The 14,230-nt window shown below is 64.7% G+C and carries 16 protein-coding genes; 10 read left to right on the forward strand and 6 right to left on the reverse strand.

Annotated features, from left to right (window positions below; all coding sequences use genetic code 11):
* Window positions 1–90 precede the first annotated feature (90 nt).
* Window positions 91–987, forward strand: coding sequence for a helix-turn-helix domain-containing protein (locus MUO32_RS16445; protein ID WP_257949439.1), 897 nt, complete (start codon window positions 91–93; stop codon window positions 985–987).
* On the opposite strand, the gene MUO32_RS16450 is transcribed toward MUO32_RS16445, so the two are convergent.
* Together MUO32_RS16450 and MUO32_RS16455 are read right to left on the reverse strand one after the other, a co-directional pair.
* On the reverse strand, window positions 972–1,619 hold the full coding sequence (locus tag MUO32_RS16450; RefSeq protein ID WP_257949440.1) for a sulfite oxidase-like oxidoreductase: 648 nt from the start codon (window positions 1,617–1,619) through the stop codon (window positions 972–974). The genes MUO32_RS16445 and MUO32_RS16450 overlap by 16 nt on opposite strands.
* A 55-nt stretch (window positions 1,620–1,674) precedes the next feature.
* Window positions 1,675–2,430 carry an IclR family transcriptional regulator gene (locus tag MUO32_RS16455; RefSeq protein WP_257949441.1) on the reverse strand — a complete coding sequence of 252 codons (756 nt, stop codon included), beginning with the start codon at window positions 2,428–2,430 and terminating at the stop codon, window positions 1,675–1,677.
* A gap of 125 nt (window positions 2,431–2,555) precedes the next feature.
* On the opposite strand from MUO32_RS16455, the gene MUO32_RS16460 reads away from it, so the two are divergent.
* From MUO32_RS16460 to MUO32_RS16485, 6 genes are all read left to right on the forward strand, one after another.
* On the forward strand, window positions 2,556–3,263 hold the full coding sequence (locus MUO32_RS16460; RefSeq protein ID WP_257949442.1) for a 3-oxoacid CoA-transferase subunit A: 708 nt from the start codon (window positions 2,556–2,558) through the stop codon (window positions 3,261–3,263).
* Window positions 3,260–3,949 (forward strand): CoA transferase subunit B, encoded by a 690-nt coding sequence (locus MUO32_RS16465; protein WP_257949443.1) that lies wholly within the window; start codon window positions 3,260–3,262, stop codon window positions 3,947–3,949. Before MUO32_RS16460 ends, MUO32_RS16465 begins: the two co-directional genes overlap by 4 nt.
* 66 nt (window positions 3,950–4,015) lie before the next feature.
* Window positions 4,016–5,221: a 3-oxoadipyl-CoA thiolase gene (pcaF, locus tag MUO32_RS16470; protein ID WP_257949445.1), complete on the forward strand. Its 1,206-nt coding sequence runs from the start codon at window positions 4,016–4,018 to the stop codon at window positions 5,219–5,221.
* 86 nt (window positions 5,222–5,307) lie between these two features.
* The gene (gene ybaK / locus MUO32_RS16475) at window positions 5,308–5,781 is read left to right on the forward strand and encodes a Cys-tRNA(Pro) deacylase (protein ID WP_257949446.1); all 474 of its coding nucleotides are present in this window, start codon (window positions 5,308–5,310) and stop codon (window positions 5,779–5,781) included.
* Between the two features lie 68 nt (window positions 5,782–5,849).
* Complete coding sequence (locus tag MUO32_RS16480; RefSeq protein WP_257949447.1) at window positions 5,850–7,115, forward strand: aminopeptidase; 1,266 nt, start codon at window positions 5,850–5,852, stop codon at window positions 7,113–7,115.
* On the forward strand, window positions 7,112–7,900 hold the full coding sequence (locus MUO32_RS16485; RefSeq protein WP_257949448.1) for a pyrroline-5-carboxylate reductase: 789 nt from the start codon (window positions 7,112–7,114) through the stop codon (window positions 7,898–7,900). Before MUO32_RS16480 ends, MUO32_RS16485 begins: the two co-directional genes overlap by 4 nt.
* Here the strand turns inward: MUO32_RS16485 and MUO32_RS16490 are convergent.
* Window positions 7,860–8,774: an EamA family transporter gene (locus tag MUO32_RS16490; RefSeq protein ID WP_257949450.1), complete on the reverse strand. Its 915-nt coding sequence runs from the start codon at window positions 8,772–8,774 to the stop codon at window positions 7,860–7,862. The two genes, MUO32_RS16485 and MUO32_RS16490, sit on opposite strands and share 41 nt — an antisense overlap.
* 71 nt (window positions 8,775–8,845) lie before the next feature.
* On the opposite strand from MUO32_RS16490, the gene MUO32_RS16495 reads away from it, so the two are divergent.
* Entirely contained in the window at window positions 8,846–9,328 is a 483-nt protein-coding gene (locus MUO32_RS16495; protein ID WP_257949451.1) for a MarR family winged helix-turn-helix transcriptional regulator, read from the forward strand.
* On the opposite strand, the gene MUO32_RS16500 is transcribed toward MUO32_RS16495, so the two are convergent.
* From MUO32_RS16500 to MUO32_RS16510, 3 genes are all read right to left on the reverse strand, one after another.
* Window positions 9,329–9,919: an NAD(P)H-dependent oxidoreductase gene (locus MUO32_RS16500; protein WP_257949452.1), complete on the reverse strand. Its 591-nt coding sequence runs from the start codon at window positions 9,917–9,919 to the stop codon at window positions 9,329–9,331. It lies immediately after the preceding gene.
* A gap of 7 nt (window positions 9,920–9,926) precedes the next feature.
* Window positions 9,927–11,516 carry an exodeoxyribonuclease VII large subunit gene (xseA, locus tag MUO32_RS16505; RefSeq protein WP_257949453.1) on the reverse strand — a complete coding sequence of 530 codons (1,590 nt, stop codon included), beginning with the start codon at window positions 11,514–11,516 and terminating at the stop codon, window positions 9,927–9,929.
* A 77-nt stretch (window positions 11,517–11,593) separates the two neighbouring features.
* Entirely contained in the window at window positions 11,594–12,370 is a 777-nt protein-coding gene (locus MUO32_RS16510; RefSeq protein WP_257949454.1) for a helix-turn-helix domain-containing protein, read from the reverse strand.
* A gap of 126 nt (window positions 12,371–12,496) precedes the next feature.
* On the opposite strand from MUO32_RS16510, the gene MUO32_RS16515 reads away from it, so the two are divergent.
* Together MUO32_RS16515 and MUO32_RS16520 are read left to right on the forward strand one after the other, a co-directional pair.
* Window positions 12,497–12,907: a hypothetical protein gene (locus MUO32_RS16515; RefSeq protein ID WP_257949455.1), complete on the forward strand. Its 411-nt coding sequence runs from the start codon at window positions 12,497–12,499 to the stop codon at window positions 12,905–12,907.
* A 141-nt stretch (window positions 12,908–13,048) separates the two neighbouring features.
* Window positions 13,049–14,074 (forward strand): histone deacetylase family protein, encoded by a 1,026-nt coding sequence (locus MUO32_RS16520; protein WP_257949456.1) that lies wholly within the window; start codon window positions 13,049–13,051, stop codon window positions 14,072–14,074.
* The last annotated feature ends 156 nt before the right edge of the window (window positions 14,075–14,230 follow it).

Genomic DNA, 14,230 nt, shown 5'->3' on the forward strand with positions numbered 1-14,230 from the left:
CAAAGTGTCGGCGAAAAGAGCCTGATGGCACAATGGACGGATCGCGCGTCTGCTTGTACAAATCGAACACTGTTGTCAGACGGCGGCGATATGACGAAATCCGTTCCGACCTACGACCTCTATGGCGAAAGGGCCGGCAATAGGCCGGATTTCTGGCTGCATTGCGAGACGATCCCGTCGCGCAGCAGCCTGCACCGTTACGAGATCGGCCTGCACCGGCACGAGAGCTTCTTCCAGATCCTGTACATCTCCGCCGGATCGGGCGATGCCCGGTTCGGCAAGGAGACGGTAACGCTCGCGCCGCCCGCCATCGTCACCGTGCCGCCGGCCGTCGGCCACGGTTTCCGTTTTTCCCGCGATGTCGATGGTCACGTCTTCACGATGCTCGCCTCGCATCTGCGCCTTGCCGGCGAGGCGGGGCGTTTTGCGGCGGAGCCGCGTGTCACGCCGCTCGATGCCGGCGATCCGGACAGCGCCTTTGTGCTGGCGACGCTGGAGCGGCTGGCGGGTGAATGGGCGCAGCGGCGCAGCGGCCGCACCGACCTGATGGAAGCCTATCTGGTCTCTGTGCTGACGCTGACGGCGCGGTTGTGGAGCCGGAACAGCTCCAATGAGGAGGCAAAGGAAGGGGCGGGCGAGACGGCCCGCCGCATGGAGCATCTCAACGGCCTCATCCAGCAGCATTTCCGCAGCCAGAAGCCGGCGCAGTTCTATGCCAGGGAAATCGGTGTTTCGCCGACGCATCTCAACCGGATCGTCAAGGTGGCGACGGGCCTGACGGCGCATGCCTATATCGCGCGAAAGCTCATCGACGAGGCAAAGCGCGCGCTCGTCTTCACGGAGATGCCGGCGCAGGAGGTCGGCCTTGTGCTCGGCTTTGCCGACGCCGCCTATTTCTCGCGCTATTTTTTGCGGGCGGCGGGCGCGACACCGCGCGCCTTCCGGCTGGCCGAACGGGCGCGTCTTTCTGCTCAATCGTCGGAATAGCGCTCTTCCATCCAGGGGTCGCCGCGCATGTGATAGCCGTTGCGCTCCCAGAAACCAGCCTGGTCGCCGGGCAGGAAATCGATACGCGTCAGCCACTTGGCGCTTTTCCAGAAATACAGATGCGGCACGACGAGGCGCATCGGCCCGCCATGCTCGATGGAGAGCGGTCGGCCCTCCCAATGGGTGGCGAGGATGGCGTCCTCTACGGCGAAATCGGCAAGCGGCAGATTGGTCGTGTAGCCGTCATAGCTCGTCAGCATGACAAAACTCGCCTCTGGCCGCGGCATGACGCGGTCGAGCAGGTCGCGCGTGGCGACACCCTCCCAGCGGTTGTCGTAGCGCGACCATGTCGTCACGCAGTGGATGTCGGACAGTTTCCGACTCTGCGGCAGGGCGAGGAATTCAGACCAGCCGAAGGATGTGGGGTTCTCCGCACCGCCCTTCACATCGAGCCGCCAGCTTTCCGGGCGGATGACGGGCTGTTGGCCGAGGTCGAGCACGGGCCAGTTGGTGACGAGATGCTGGCCGGGCGGCAGGCGGTCGGTTTCCGGTCGGGTAATCCGGCCCGTCAGGAATTTGCCCTGGTCGGCCCATTGGCGCTTGGTGCGGGTGAGCTTGCTCTCGTCGTCCATGGCGGTCTCCTGTTGCGCTGCAAAAGGTGGGGGCCGCCCTTGCCCTCTGTCAAGATCAGGAGAGCAGCGGGCGCAATGCCGCCTGCACCTCGCGCATGGCCGGAAGATAGCGTTCGACCATCTCCTGCGCCGCCGCATGCACGGCCGGCGTACCGATATTGAGGGCGGCGACGGCCCGTCCCCGGGCGTTTTCCAAGGGCAAAGCGATGGAGCGCAGACCGATTTCAAGCTCCTGATCGATCAGCGCATAGCCCTGCCTGCGCACCTCGGAAAGTTCGGCCATCAGGATGTCCGGATCGGTCTTGGTGAAGGGCGTATTGGCCTTGCGCTGCGAGGCGTCGATGATGGCGCGGGCTTCCGTCTCGGGAAGGGCGGCGAGCAGCACGCGACCCATGGAGGCGCAGTAGGCCGGCAGCCGCGAGCCCGCCGTCAGGCTGATCGACATGACGCGCTTCTGCGCCGCCCGTGCGACATAGACGATCTCCGTGCCGTCGAGCACCGAGGCCGAGGCGCTCTGGCCGACTTTTTCGGAAAGCTGGTCGAGATAGGGCTGGACGAGCCGTGGCAGCGGCGTCGCGGAGAGATAGGCATGGCCGAGGCGCAGGATCCTTGGCGTCAGCTCGAAGAACTTTCCGTCATAGGCGGCGTAGCCGAGTTCGGCGAGCGTCAGCAGGCAGCGCCGTGCCGTCGCCCGGTCAAGGCCGGTTTCCCTCGAAATGTCCGTGATGGTGAGGCGTGGCTTCGTTTCGCCGAAGGCCTCGATGACCCTGAGGCCCTTGGCAAACCCGCCGATGAAGTCCGTCTCTCGCATTGTATCTCCGATCCCGCGTGTATCATTCAGCTTGTGCGAATATTGAACAAAAGTCAAATAACGCACAAACCGGATTGTCGATCTTCCCCTTCGGATCTACCTGTGGTGCCACACGGGAGATTTGCATGGACAAGACCATCAAAAGTCTGGCGGAGGCCGTTTCCGGCATCGGCGACGGGGCGACGGTGATGATCGGCGGTTTCGGCGGTTCGGGCGCGCCGATCGAACTCATCCATGCCCTGATCGAAAGGGGAGCGAGGGATCTCACCGTCATCAACAACAATGCCGGCAACGGCCGTGTCGGCATCGCGGCGATGATCGATGCGGGACGGGTCAGGAAGATGATCTGCTCCTTCCCGCGCTCCACCGATCCACGCGCCTTCACCGACAGCTATCTCGCCGGCGAGATCGAGCTGGAGCTGGTGCCGCAGGGCACGCTTGCCGAGCGCATCCGCGCCGGCGGTGCAGGCATTCCCGCCTTCTACACCCCGACGGGGTTTGGCACGGAACTGGCCGAAGGCAAGCCGGTCGCCGAGTTCGATGGCCGCATGTATGTGCAGGAACGCTGGCTCAAGGCGGATTTCGCGCTGATCAAAGCGCATGTCGGCGATATCAATGGCAATCTCATCTACAACAAGGCCGCGCGCAATTTCAGCCCGCTGATGTGCATGGCCGCGGCAAAGACGATCGTGCAGGTCTCCCGCCTGGTGAAACCGGGCGGCATCGATCCCGAACACGTCGTGACACCCGGCATCTTCGTCGACCGGATCGTCGAAGTCGCCGATCCCGGGCAGGAGGAAGACCTCATCCGCGCAGGAGTGGCCTACGCATGACCCTCGATACGCATGAAGGCATCAAGCTTTCCAACGCGCAGATCGCCTGGCGCGCGGCGCAGGACATCGCCGACGGCGCCTATGTCAATCTCGGCATCGGCTTTCCCGAAATGGTCGCGCGCTACCAGCCTGAAGGCCGCGAGGCGATCTTCCACACGGAAAACGGCATCCTCGATTTCGGCGCGGCGCCGCCGGCCGGCGAGGAGGACTGGGATCTCATCAATGCCGGCAAGAAGGCGGTGACGCTGAAGCCGGGTTCTGCCTTCTTCCACCATGCCGACAGCTTCGCCATGGTACGCGGCGGTCATCTGGATGTGGCGATCCTTGGTGCATACCAGGTGGCGGAAAACGGCGATCTCGCCAACTGGCGCGTCGGCTCGAAGGGCGTGCCGGCGGTCGGCGGGGCGATGGACCTGGTGCATGGCGCAAAACAGGTCGTGGTCATCACCGAGCATGTCACCCGCAACGGCGAGCCGAAGCTGGTGGAGCGCTGCACCTTCCCGCTGACAGGCGTCGGCTGCATCACGCGCATCTATACGAGCCATGCCGTGATCGACGTTTCGGGCGGCCGGTTCGTGCTTCGGGAACAGCTGGCGGGCATGACGATCGAGGAATTGCAGGCTATGACGGGCGCGAAACTCCATCTCGACGGCCCCGTCGGCGATCTCGTCGTGCCCGAACTCTGAAACACTGCGCAATTCCGGACGCAGAACCGCTGCGCACTTTTGCTGGAATTGCTTGAGAGGAAAACCATGTCTGACGCCTATATCTGCGACTATATCCGCACGCCCATCGGCCGCTTCGGCGGTTCGCTCTCGGCTGTCCGAGCCGACGATCTCGGCGCGATCCCCCTGAAGGCGCTGATGGCGAAGAATGCCGGCATCGACTGGGAAGCCGTCGACGATGTGATCTTCGGCTGCGCCAACCAGGCGGGCGAGGACAACCGTAATATCGCGCGCATGTGCTCGCTGCTGGCGGGCCTGCCCGTCTCGGTCTCGGGCACGACGATCAACCGGCTCTGCGGCTCGGGCATGGACGCCGTCATCGCCGCTGCACGCGCCATCAAGGCCGGTGAGGCGGAGCTGATCGTCGCGGGCGGCGTGGAGAGCATGAGCCGTGCGCCCTTCGTCATGCCCAAGGCCGAGACCGCATTCTCGCGTCATGCGGAAATCCACGATACGACCATCGGCTGGCGTTTCATCAATCCACTGATGAAGAAGCAGTACGGTGTCGATTCCATGCCGGAGACCGGCGAGAACGTCGCCGAGGACTTTTCCATCTCCCGTGAAGATCAGGATGCCTTTGCCGTGCGCTCCCAGGCGAAGGCCGCCGCGGCGCAGGCGAACGGCCGGCTGGCCAGGGAGATCACACCCGTTGTCATTGCGCAGAGGAAGGGCGATCCGATCGTGGTGGAAAAAGACGAGCACCCGCGCGCCACCACACTCGAGGCACTGGCCAAGCTCGGCACGCCCTTCAGGAAGGAGGGTGGCACGGTAACGGCCGGCAATGCTTCCGGCGTCAACGACGGTGCGGCGGCCCTCATCATCGCCTCGGAGGCAGCCGTGAAGAAATATGGCCTGACGCCGGTTGCGCGCATCCTCGGCGGCGCCATGGCGGGCGTTGCGCCGCGCATCATGGGCATAGGCCCGGTTGCGGCCACGCAGCGCCTCTGCGCCCGCCTCGGCCTGAAGCCGTCTGATTTCGATGTGATCGAACTCAACGAAGCCTTCGCCTCGCAGGGCCTTGCCACGCTGCGCGAACTCGGCATCGCAGAGGATGCGGAGCACGTCAATCCGAACGGCGGCGCCATCGCGCTTGGTCATCCGCTCGGCATGTCCGGCGCGCGCATCACCGGCACGGCGGCGCTGGAGCTACAACTCACCGGCGGGAAGCGCTCGCTTTCCACCATGTGCATCGGCGTCGGCCAGGGCATTGCGGTGGCGCTGGAGCGGGTCTGATCGGCGCGATGTCACCGGGCGGTTGACAAGCCGCCCGGCATTTCGCACCCATGCTGGCCACATTCCTGTTTCGACGACGGCCCGCCATGTCTAAAACCACCCGCGCCACCCAGGCCCTCGCCAAAGCCGGCGTATCCTTCACCGTCCATACCTATGACTACGATCCGACCGCCGACCGCGTCGGTATCCAGGCCGCCGAGGCCTTGGGCGAGGATCCGGCGCGCGTGCTGAAGACGCTCATGGCGGAAGTGGACGGCAAGCCGGTCTGCGTGATCGTGCCCTCGGATTGCGAGGTCAGCATGAAGAAGCTCGCCGGCGCCTTCAAGGGCAAGGCGGCCAATATGATGAAGCCCGCCGATGCCGAGCGGCTGACCGGTTTCGTCGTGGGCGGCATCAGCCCGTTCGGGCAGAAGAAGGCGGTGCCGACGGCAATCGAGGCGGCGGCGCTGGCCCATGAGGCCGTCTATATGAACGGCGGCCAGCGCGGGCTGCAGGTCCGCCTCTCCCCGCGCGACGCGATGGCGGCGCTGAAGGCGATTTCTGCAGCCGTCATCGCCTGATTGCGGCTTCTCAACCGCCGCTTGCCGCACTAAGTTTCCAAAATCGATTTCAGACAGACAGGCCTATCATGAGCACTCCCTCGAATTCCGCCGCCACCGTCGATCCCGTAAAACTCGACAAGCTCGCCGAGGTCGCCGTGCGTGTCGGCCTGCAGCTGCAGAAGGGGCAGGATCTCGTGATGACGGCGCCGATCGCCGCCCTGCCGCTCGCCCGTCTCATCACCAAACATGCCTACAGGGCCGGCGCCGGCCTCGTCAGCACCTTCTATGCCGACGAGGAGGCGACGCTCGCCCGCTATCACAACGCGCCGGACGAAAGTTTCGACCGCGCGTCGGACTGGCTCTACGAGGGCATGGCCAAGGCCTATGCCAATGGTGCGGCGCGCCTTGCCATTGCCGGCGACAACCCGATGCTGCTCGCCAACGAGGACCCCGGCAAGGTCGCCCGCGCCAACAAGGCGAATTCCATGGCCTACAAGCCGGCGCTGGAGAAGATCGCCAATTTCGACATCAACTGGAACATCGTCTCCTACCCGAACCCGTCCTGGGCCAAACAGGTGTTTCCGAACGATCCGGAAGACGTGGCGGTCGAAAAGCTCGCCAATGCCATCTTCGCCGCCTCGCGCGTCGATGTCGCCGATCCGGTCGGTGCCTGGGCAGCGCACAATGCCGGTCTCGCCAAGCGCTCGGCCTGGCTGAACGGCGAGCGTTTCGCCGCCCTCCACTTCAAGGGGCCGGGCACCGACCTGACGGTCGGCCTTGCCGACGGGCACGAATGGCACGGTGGCGCCTCCACGGCGAAGAACGGCGTCACCTGCAACCCGAACATCCCGACGGAAGAGGTATTCACCACGCCGCATGCGCTGCGCGTCGAAGGGCATGTCTCATCGACAAAACCGCTCTCGCACCAGGGCACGCTGATCGACGATATCCAGGTGCGCTTCGAGGGCGGCCGTATCGTCGAGGCGAAGGCTTCGAAGGGCGAGGCCGTGCTGAACAAGGTGCTGGATACGGACGAGGGCGCGCGCCGGCTCGGCGAAGTGGCGCTGGTGCCGCACTCCTCGCCGATCTCGGCAAGTGGTATCCTCTTCTATAACACGCTGTTCGACGAGAACGCCTCCTGCCACATCGCGCTCGGCCAATGCTATTCCAAGTGCTTCCTCGATGGCGCGAACCTCTCGCCGGAGCAGATCCGCGCCCAGGGCGGCAATGAAAGCCTCATCCATATCGACTGGATGATCGGCTCCGACAAGGTGGATATCGACGGCATCCGCAACGACGGAAGCCGCGCCCCCGTCATGCGCGGCGGCGAGTGGGCCGGCGAACGCCTATGACCCATCTCGGCGTGGTCGGTGGGGGTGGTTGGCTGGCCGGGGCTTTGCTTCGGCCGGTCCTGACGGACCGCATCGTCAAGCCTGCCGATCTCGTGCTGTCTTCGCGCTCCGGTAACATTTCGGGTTTCGAAGCCTGGCCGGGCGTGCACATGACGACGGACAATTCGATCCTGGTCGATGCGTCCGACGTCATCCTTCTCTCCATCCGCCCCGCCGACATCGAGGAACTCGAGCTGGACCTGCGCGGCCGTTTCGTGATTTCCGTCATGGCCGGCGTGACGGTGGAGGAGATCACCGAACGGTTTGGCGCACAACGCATCGTGCGGGCGATGCCGAATGCCTGCGCCGAGCAACGCCTCTCCTTCACGCCGTGGTATGCGACGGAGGAGGTGCGCAAGTCCGAACTGGATTTTGCCCGGCGATTTTTCGCGGCGTCCGGCCGCGCGCATGCCATCAGCGACGAACAGGAGCTGGATTATTTCACCGCATTGACAGGCTCGGGTGCGGCCTTTCCCGCGCTGATGGCGGATGCGATGATCCGCCATGCGATCGAATCCGGTATCGATCCCGATACGGCCGATATCGCGGTGCGCCAGCTGTTTCTTGGTGCCGCGACGCAGATGGCGAGCCTCACGGAGACGCCCGCCGATATCGTTGATCTCTTCATGGACTATCGCGGCACTACCGCCGCCGGCCTCTCCGCCATGGTCGAGGCCGACCTTGCCCATGCCGTCTTCAAAGGGCTTACGGCCGCGCGGCGGAAGGCGTCGCAGCGCGCGGGTTGACGGCCTTTGCCGTCGGTGCCGCTTGGGCCCATTGGCTGAGCCATACGCTCGCCAGAACCACCGCCATGCCGGCCACCTGGAAGGGGCCGAGATCCTGCGACAGCAGCGCCCAACCCAAAATGACGGCGACGAGCGGGCTCAGGAAACCGAGCGGCGAGATGGTCGCCGGGTCGAGCCGTGACAGGCCGCGAAACCAGACGATATAGGTGGCCGCCGCGCCGATCACGCCGAGATAGGCGAAGCCGAGCAGGTTGTGCAGGGTTGGAACGGGCAGGGCCGGCTCGAACGCGAGTGCGACGGGAACCAGAAGCAGGCCGCCGGCCGTCAGTTGCCAGGCGGTGAAGGTGAGCGGCGGCACGGGCGGCTGCCAGTGACGCGACAGCACAGTGCCGAAGGCCATGGAGACCGCACCGGCGAGACCGGCGGCAATCCCGATCGGATCGAGATGGGCTGCGGGCGTCAGCACCAGCAGCGCGACGCCGCCGATGCCGGCGAGACCGGCGAAGACGGAGAGCGGCCGCACCGCCGTGCCCATCACCGAGCGGGACAGTCCGAGAACGATCAGCGGCTGGATGGCGCCGACGGTGGCCGCCACGCCACCGGGCAGGCGATAGGCCGAGACGAAGAGCATGGCCCAGAAGAACGAGAAATTCAGTGCGCCCAGCAGGAAGGTGCGCGGCCACCAGATGCCCTTGGGCAGCTGGCGCACGAGAAGAAGCAGGATGAGGCCGGCCGGCAGGGCACGCAGCATGGCCACGGTCAGGGGATAGCCGGCCGGCAGAAATTCGGTCGTCACGATATAGGTGCTGCCCCAGATGGCGGGGGCGCTTGCGGTCAGGAGGATGTCGGAGGTGCGAGACATTGATATCTCCATTTAAAGAATCTTGATATCAAGATATATGGTTTTATCTTGACGTCAAGATAATCCGCGTCTTTAGTCGAACCATGGATCACGTCGATAGAATTCTTGCCCAATGGAATCGCGAACGGCCCGACCTCGATGTCGAGCCGATGGGCCTTCTGGGCCGTATCACGCGGCTTCGCACGCACCTGGCACGGGAGGTCGAAAAGGCGCTCGGCGCGCACGGGCTCAATTCGGCGAGTTTCGATGTTCTGGCGACGCTGCGCCGCTCCGGCCCGCCCTATCGGCTTTCGCCGGGCGACCTCATCGCCACGACCATGGTGTCGTCAGGCACGATGACCAATCGGCTCGACCAGCTGGAAAAGGCCGGCCTCATCGAACGTTCGCACAATCCGGACGACCGGCGCGGCGTGATCATCGCGCTGACGCCGAAGGGACTAGCGCTGGTCGACGAGGCGGTGACGTTTCATGTGGAGAACCAGCATCGTCTGCTCGACGGCTTGAGCGCCGAGGAACGGGCGGCGCTCGATGGCCTGCTGCGGAAATTCCTGGGGGATTTCGAATAACTAGATCCGGTCGACGAGTTTTTCGATCCGGGACAGATGCGCGCGGCGCGCGGCATCGTCGATGCGGTCCATGTCGTGCAGTGTGACCAGCCTGAAATCCAACCCCTTGGCGCAGAAGGCGGCGATGCCGCGCTTGAGCAGGCGCTTTACGGGATTGCCCATATAGAGATTCACCACCCACCAGGGCGAGCCGGTCGTGGTGAGGGCCCAGAACAGGTGGATGTTGCCGAGCCGCGGCTGGATGCGCCCGCCGTCGGGATCGTTCTCGAAGGCGACGCCGGGGGCGAAGACCCGATCGAAAAAGCCCTTCAGGATGGCTGGAAAATTGAACCACCATTGCGGGAAGACGAGCACCAGTCCGTCCGCTTTCTTCAGTCGGGAGACATAAGGCTCGGCTTCCACAGGGTCGTAGCCCGGTTCGAAATAGCGGGCGCGCTCGCCGGGCGTAAGGCGCGGGTCGAAATCCTCGCGATAGAGGTCGAGCAGATCGACCGTATGGCCGTTCTCCGTCAGCCGCTTGCGCGCGGTCTCCGCGACACTTGCGGCAAAACTGTCTTCCAGCGGATGAGCGAGCACGAGCAGGATACGCATGGCGGCCTCAAAACAACGAACCCTGGCGCGGTGCGGGTTTTGCCGCCTCCGCTTCCGGCTTGGCCGGCTTTTTGCGCGGCGGCGTTCCGCCACCCGAGCCTGTCACGGCATCCACGCTGCCATCGGCGAATTCGATGGCGACGGCACGGCCCGGGCCGAGGGCTGCGGCACCCTTCACCGGCACGCCGTCCTCGTCGTGCACAATCGCATAACCGCGCTTCAGCACGTTTCGGTAAGAGAGGGATTGCAGCACGCGGTCCTGCGCCTGGACGAGGGCGCGGCGGCGAGACAGGTCGCCCGAAAGCGCGCTCTCGGCCCGCAGCGCCAGCCCCTTGAGCCTGTCGCGCGAGCGCTCGGTCTGGGCCTTGATGCGGGCGGGCGTGGCGCGCAGGGAGACGTCGAAAGCGGAGAGGCGGGCGCGCAGCTGGTCGAGGCGGCGCTCGACGATGCGTTCTGCGCGCTGCACTCGCTCTGTGACGCGCTGGCGGCGCTCGGCGATGCGGGTCAGCAGCATGTCGGGCCGCAGATGCGCCGCCGTACGCTCGAAGGCGCGGCGCTTGTTGACGGTGTTCATTTGCAAGCCGCGGCCAAGGCCGGCGGCGGCCTCGTCGAAACGGCGGCGCGGTAGAGCAAGAAGCTGGTCGAGCGAGGGCAGCGCGCGGGCGAGGGCGCGAACACCCTGCCGGCGGTTGTCCATCTGTCGGGCGGTGGCGCCGCGAAGGCGTGCGGCAAGGGTTGCGATGGACGCATCGAGGTCCGCCTTCACCGGCACGGCCATTTCTGCGGCCCCTGTCGGTGTCGGCGCACGACGGTCGGCCGCGTGATCGATCAGCGTCCAGTCGGTCTCGTGGCCGACGGCTGAGATCAGCGGGATTTTCGAAGCGGCGGCGGCGCGCACGACGATCTCGTCGTTGAAACTCCAGAGGTCTTCGAGACTGCCGCCGCCGCGCGCGACGATCAGCACATCGGGCGTCCGGATCGGTCCCAATGGATCGAGCGTGTTGAAACCTTCGATGGCGGCCGCCACTTCCTGCCCCGAGCCTTCGCCCTGCACCTTGACGGGCCAGACGACGACATGGACCGGAAAACGGTCCGCGATGCGATGGAGGATGTCGCGGATGACGGCGCCGGTGGGCGAGGTGACGACGCCGATCACCTTCGGCAGGAAGGGCAGCGGCTTCTTGCGTTCAGTGTCGAAAAGACCTTCGGCGGCAAGCTTGCGGCGGCGCTCCTCCAAGAGCGCCATCAGCGCGCCGGCGCCGGCCGGCTCCAGCGTCTCGATGACGATCTGGTATTTCGAGGAGCCGGGGAAGGTGGTGATCTTGCCGGTGGCGATCACCTCCATGCCCTCTTCGGGCTTGAATCGCAGGCGTGAAAAACTGCCCTTCCAGATGACGGCGTCGATGCGCGCCTTGTCGTCCTTCAGCGAGAAATAGGCATGTCCCGAGGAATGCTGGCCGCGATAGCCTGAAATCTCGCCGCGCACCCGCACCTGGTCGAAAGCTTGCTCGATGGTGCGCTTGATGGAGCCGGACAGGTCCGACACCGAATACTCGGTGAGATTGGTCGGCGAATCAGTCTCGGAAAAGAAGCTCATGCGGCAAGTGTAGTGCGTTTGGCGCGGCAGGACAGGGTGGCGGCGGCGACATCCCCAGCACTGTTGCGGTCACCTCCTTACACGCCCTCGAAATGCGCCCGCGTCTCTGCATCGGCCGGGAAAAAGCTTTCGATCAGCACGCCTTGCACCAGCGCGTCCTGCGCCGAGCCGAAGGAGGTCAGCGTGGTGATCCAGTTGAAGCGTTTTACACCGATCTTCATCTGGATGGGCAGGATCGGCAGGCGGTCGGTTTGCGGGAAGGTTTCGAGTGCGGCCTTGATGTCATCCTGGGCCGCAAGCCGCTCGATGCGCTTCGAGAGCGGACTGCGCGGTCCCTGCAGCCAGGCCTCGGCGCGGATGCGGTGCACGAGGTCGGCGGCCGAGTGTGCCCAGTTGACGACGATGGAGCGCAAGGCGGTCGGACCGAGATAGGCATCGAGGAAGTTATCGCCGGGCGACACCGCGACACCCGCCATGCCGGCAAGGCCGAGAAAGGCCGGATTGGCGGTCAGCACATTGTATTCGTGGTCGAACACGACACCCGGATAGGGATCGTGCCGGCCGAGGATGAGCCCGATCGCCTCGGCGACGGCCGGCGGTACGGAGGCGAGGCTTTTGGCCGGCACCGTGCCGAAGCGCGGGCGAAAACCGGCGGCGGAAAACAACAGGCCCTGATCGCGTGCGGGAATGTCGAGCACGGCGGAGAGACGGAGAATCATGCCCTCCGAGGGGCGTGAGCGGCCGGTTTCGAGGAAGGAGAGATGACGGGAGGAGATGCCGGCCTCGCTTGCCAGTTCCAGCTGGCTCATGCGCCGGTGGCCGCGCCATTCCTTCAGGTGTTCGCCGAATTCCATCCCTGCCTCCGCTGGTTGCCCGCGCACTAAACAGGAGAAGGGACATGAATTCCATTACCTTGGAGGTAATTGGTTTGCGGCATCGATCTCGGCAGGATCGGCTCATCGAAACGAAAGGAGCCCATCATGTTCGCCACCCTCAACCGCAACCTTCTGAAGTCCATCGTGCTCTTCGATGGCGTCTTCTCGCTCGCCACTGCCGGCCTGCTCTTTGCCTTCTCCGGCCCGATCAGCGGCCTCGTCGGTCCGCTCGCCACGCCGGGTATTCTCTTGGCCTTCGCCGTCTTCTTCGTCTTCTGGGGTGGCTTTCACCTCGCCGTCGGCCGGCAGGAGCGGCCGTCGCCCGCCGCCGTGCGTTTTACCATCATTGGCGATGCGCTCTGGGTGCTCGGCAGCGTGGCCGTGCTCGTTCTCGGCCATGGAGGCCTGACGGCCATCGGCATGGGCCTCATCGCTGTGGCCGCCGTTGCGGTTGCCGATATCCTGCTGATCAAGCAGATCGGCCTCGGCCGTCAGCAGAAGACCATGCTCGCCTGAAGCATAGATGGTCCCGCAATCCGCCTAGGTCATCAGCCGGGGCGGATTTGCTTTTTGAGCAGAAACCTACCCCGCAGGAGAGATTCCCCTCGTTCGCAAAATGCACTACCGTCCCGGCCTGATAACAACGGGGACCTTTTCATGCGCGTTATTTTTTCCGAGGATCACAAGCTCAGGAACGCTCGCAGCGAGCTTTACGGCGGCGAGCTTGTCCCGCCCTTCGAGGCGCCGTTCCGGGCCGAATGGATCCTCGCGGCGGTGAAGGATGCCGGTTTTACCGATATCGCGGCACCGGAGCGCCACGGGCTCGAAACCGCGCACAAGGTTCATGACGCCGGCTATCTTGCCTTCCTTCAGACGGCCTGGGAGCAATGGAAGGCCGCCGGGTATAATGGCGAGGCGATCGCCACGTCCTTCCCCGTGCGCCGCACCTCGCCGCGCATCCCGACCCAGATCGACGGCCTGCTCGGCTACTATTGCAACGCCTCGGAAACGGCGATCTCGCCCGGAACCTGGGAGGCGGCGCTGTCGTCCATGCAGACGGCGCTGACGGCCGCCGATATCGTCGCCGGCGGCGCCAAATCCGCCTTCGCGCTCTGCCGCCCGCCGGGCCACCATGCGGGCATCGACAGTTTCGGCGGCTATTGCTTCATCAACAACGCCGCCGTCGCCGCCCAGCGCTTCCTTGACAAGGGCGCAAAGAAGGTCGCGATCCTCGATGTCGACTTCCACCACGGCAACGGCACGCAGGACATCTTTTACGAACGCGACGACGTCTATTTCGCTTCGTTGCACGGCGATCCGGCCGAAGCCTTCCCGCATTTCCTCGGCTATGCGGAGGAGACCGGCAAGGGGGCGGGCGCCGGCACCACGCAGAACTACCCGATGCCGCCGGGCACGCCCTATCCCGTCTGGGAGGCGGCGCTGAAGGATTCGCTGAAGCGTATCGAAGCCTTCGGCGCGGAGGTCATCGTGCTCTCGCTCGGCGTCGATACGTTCGAGGAAGATCCTATCTCCTTCTTCAAACTGACCTCGCCGGATTACATCACGATGGGCAAGGCGGTCGCGGTGAGCGGCGTGCCGGTGCTTGTCTGCATGGAGGGCGGCTATGGCGTGCCGCAGATCGGCCTCAACGTTGCCAACACGCTGAAGGGCATTGCCGGCTGACGTCTGAAGCAATTCCGGCAAAAGCATGCTCTGGTTTTGCGCAAGACGTAAAACCAGAGCATTTTGCAGTTTGAAGAAAACTGGAAATGCTCTGGTATCAATTTTCTTGAAGCAAGGCGTCACGATTATCCATTTGTCTGATGGCAGACCCTCCTC

The organism is Shinella sp. CPCC 101442, from assembly GCF_024704725.1.
Taxonomy (GTDB): domain Bacteria; phylum Pseudomonadota; class Alphaproteobacteria; order Rhizobiales; family Rhizobiaceae; genus Shinella.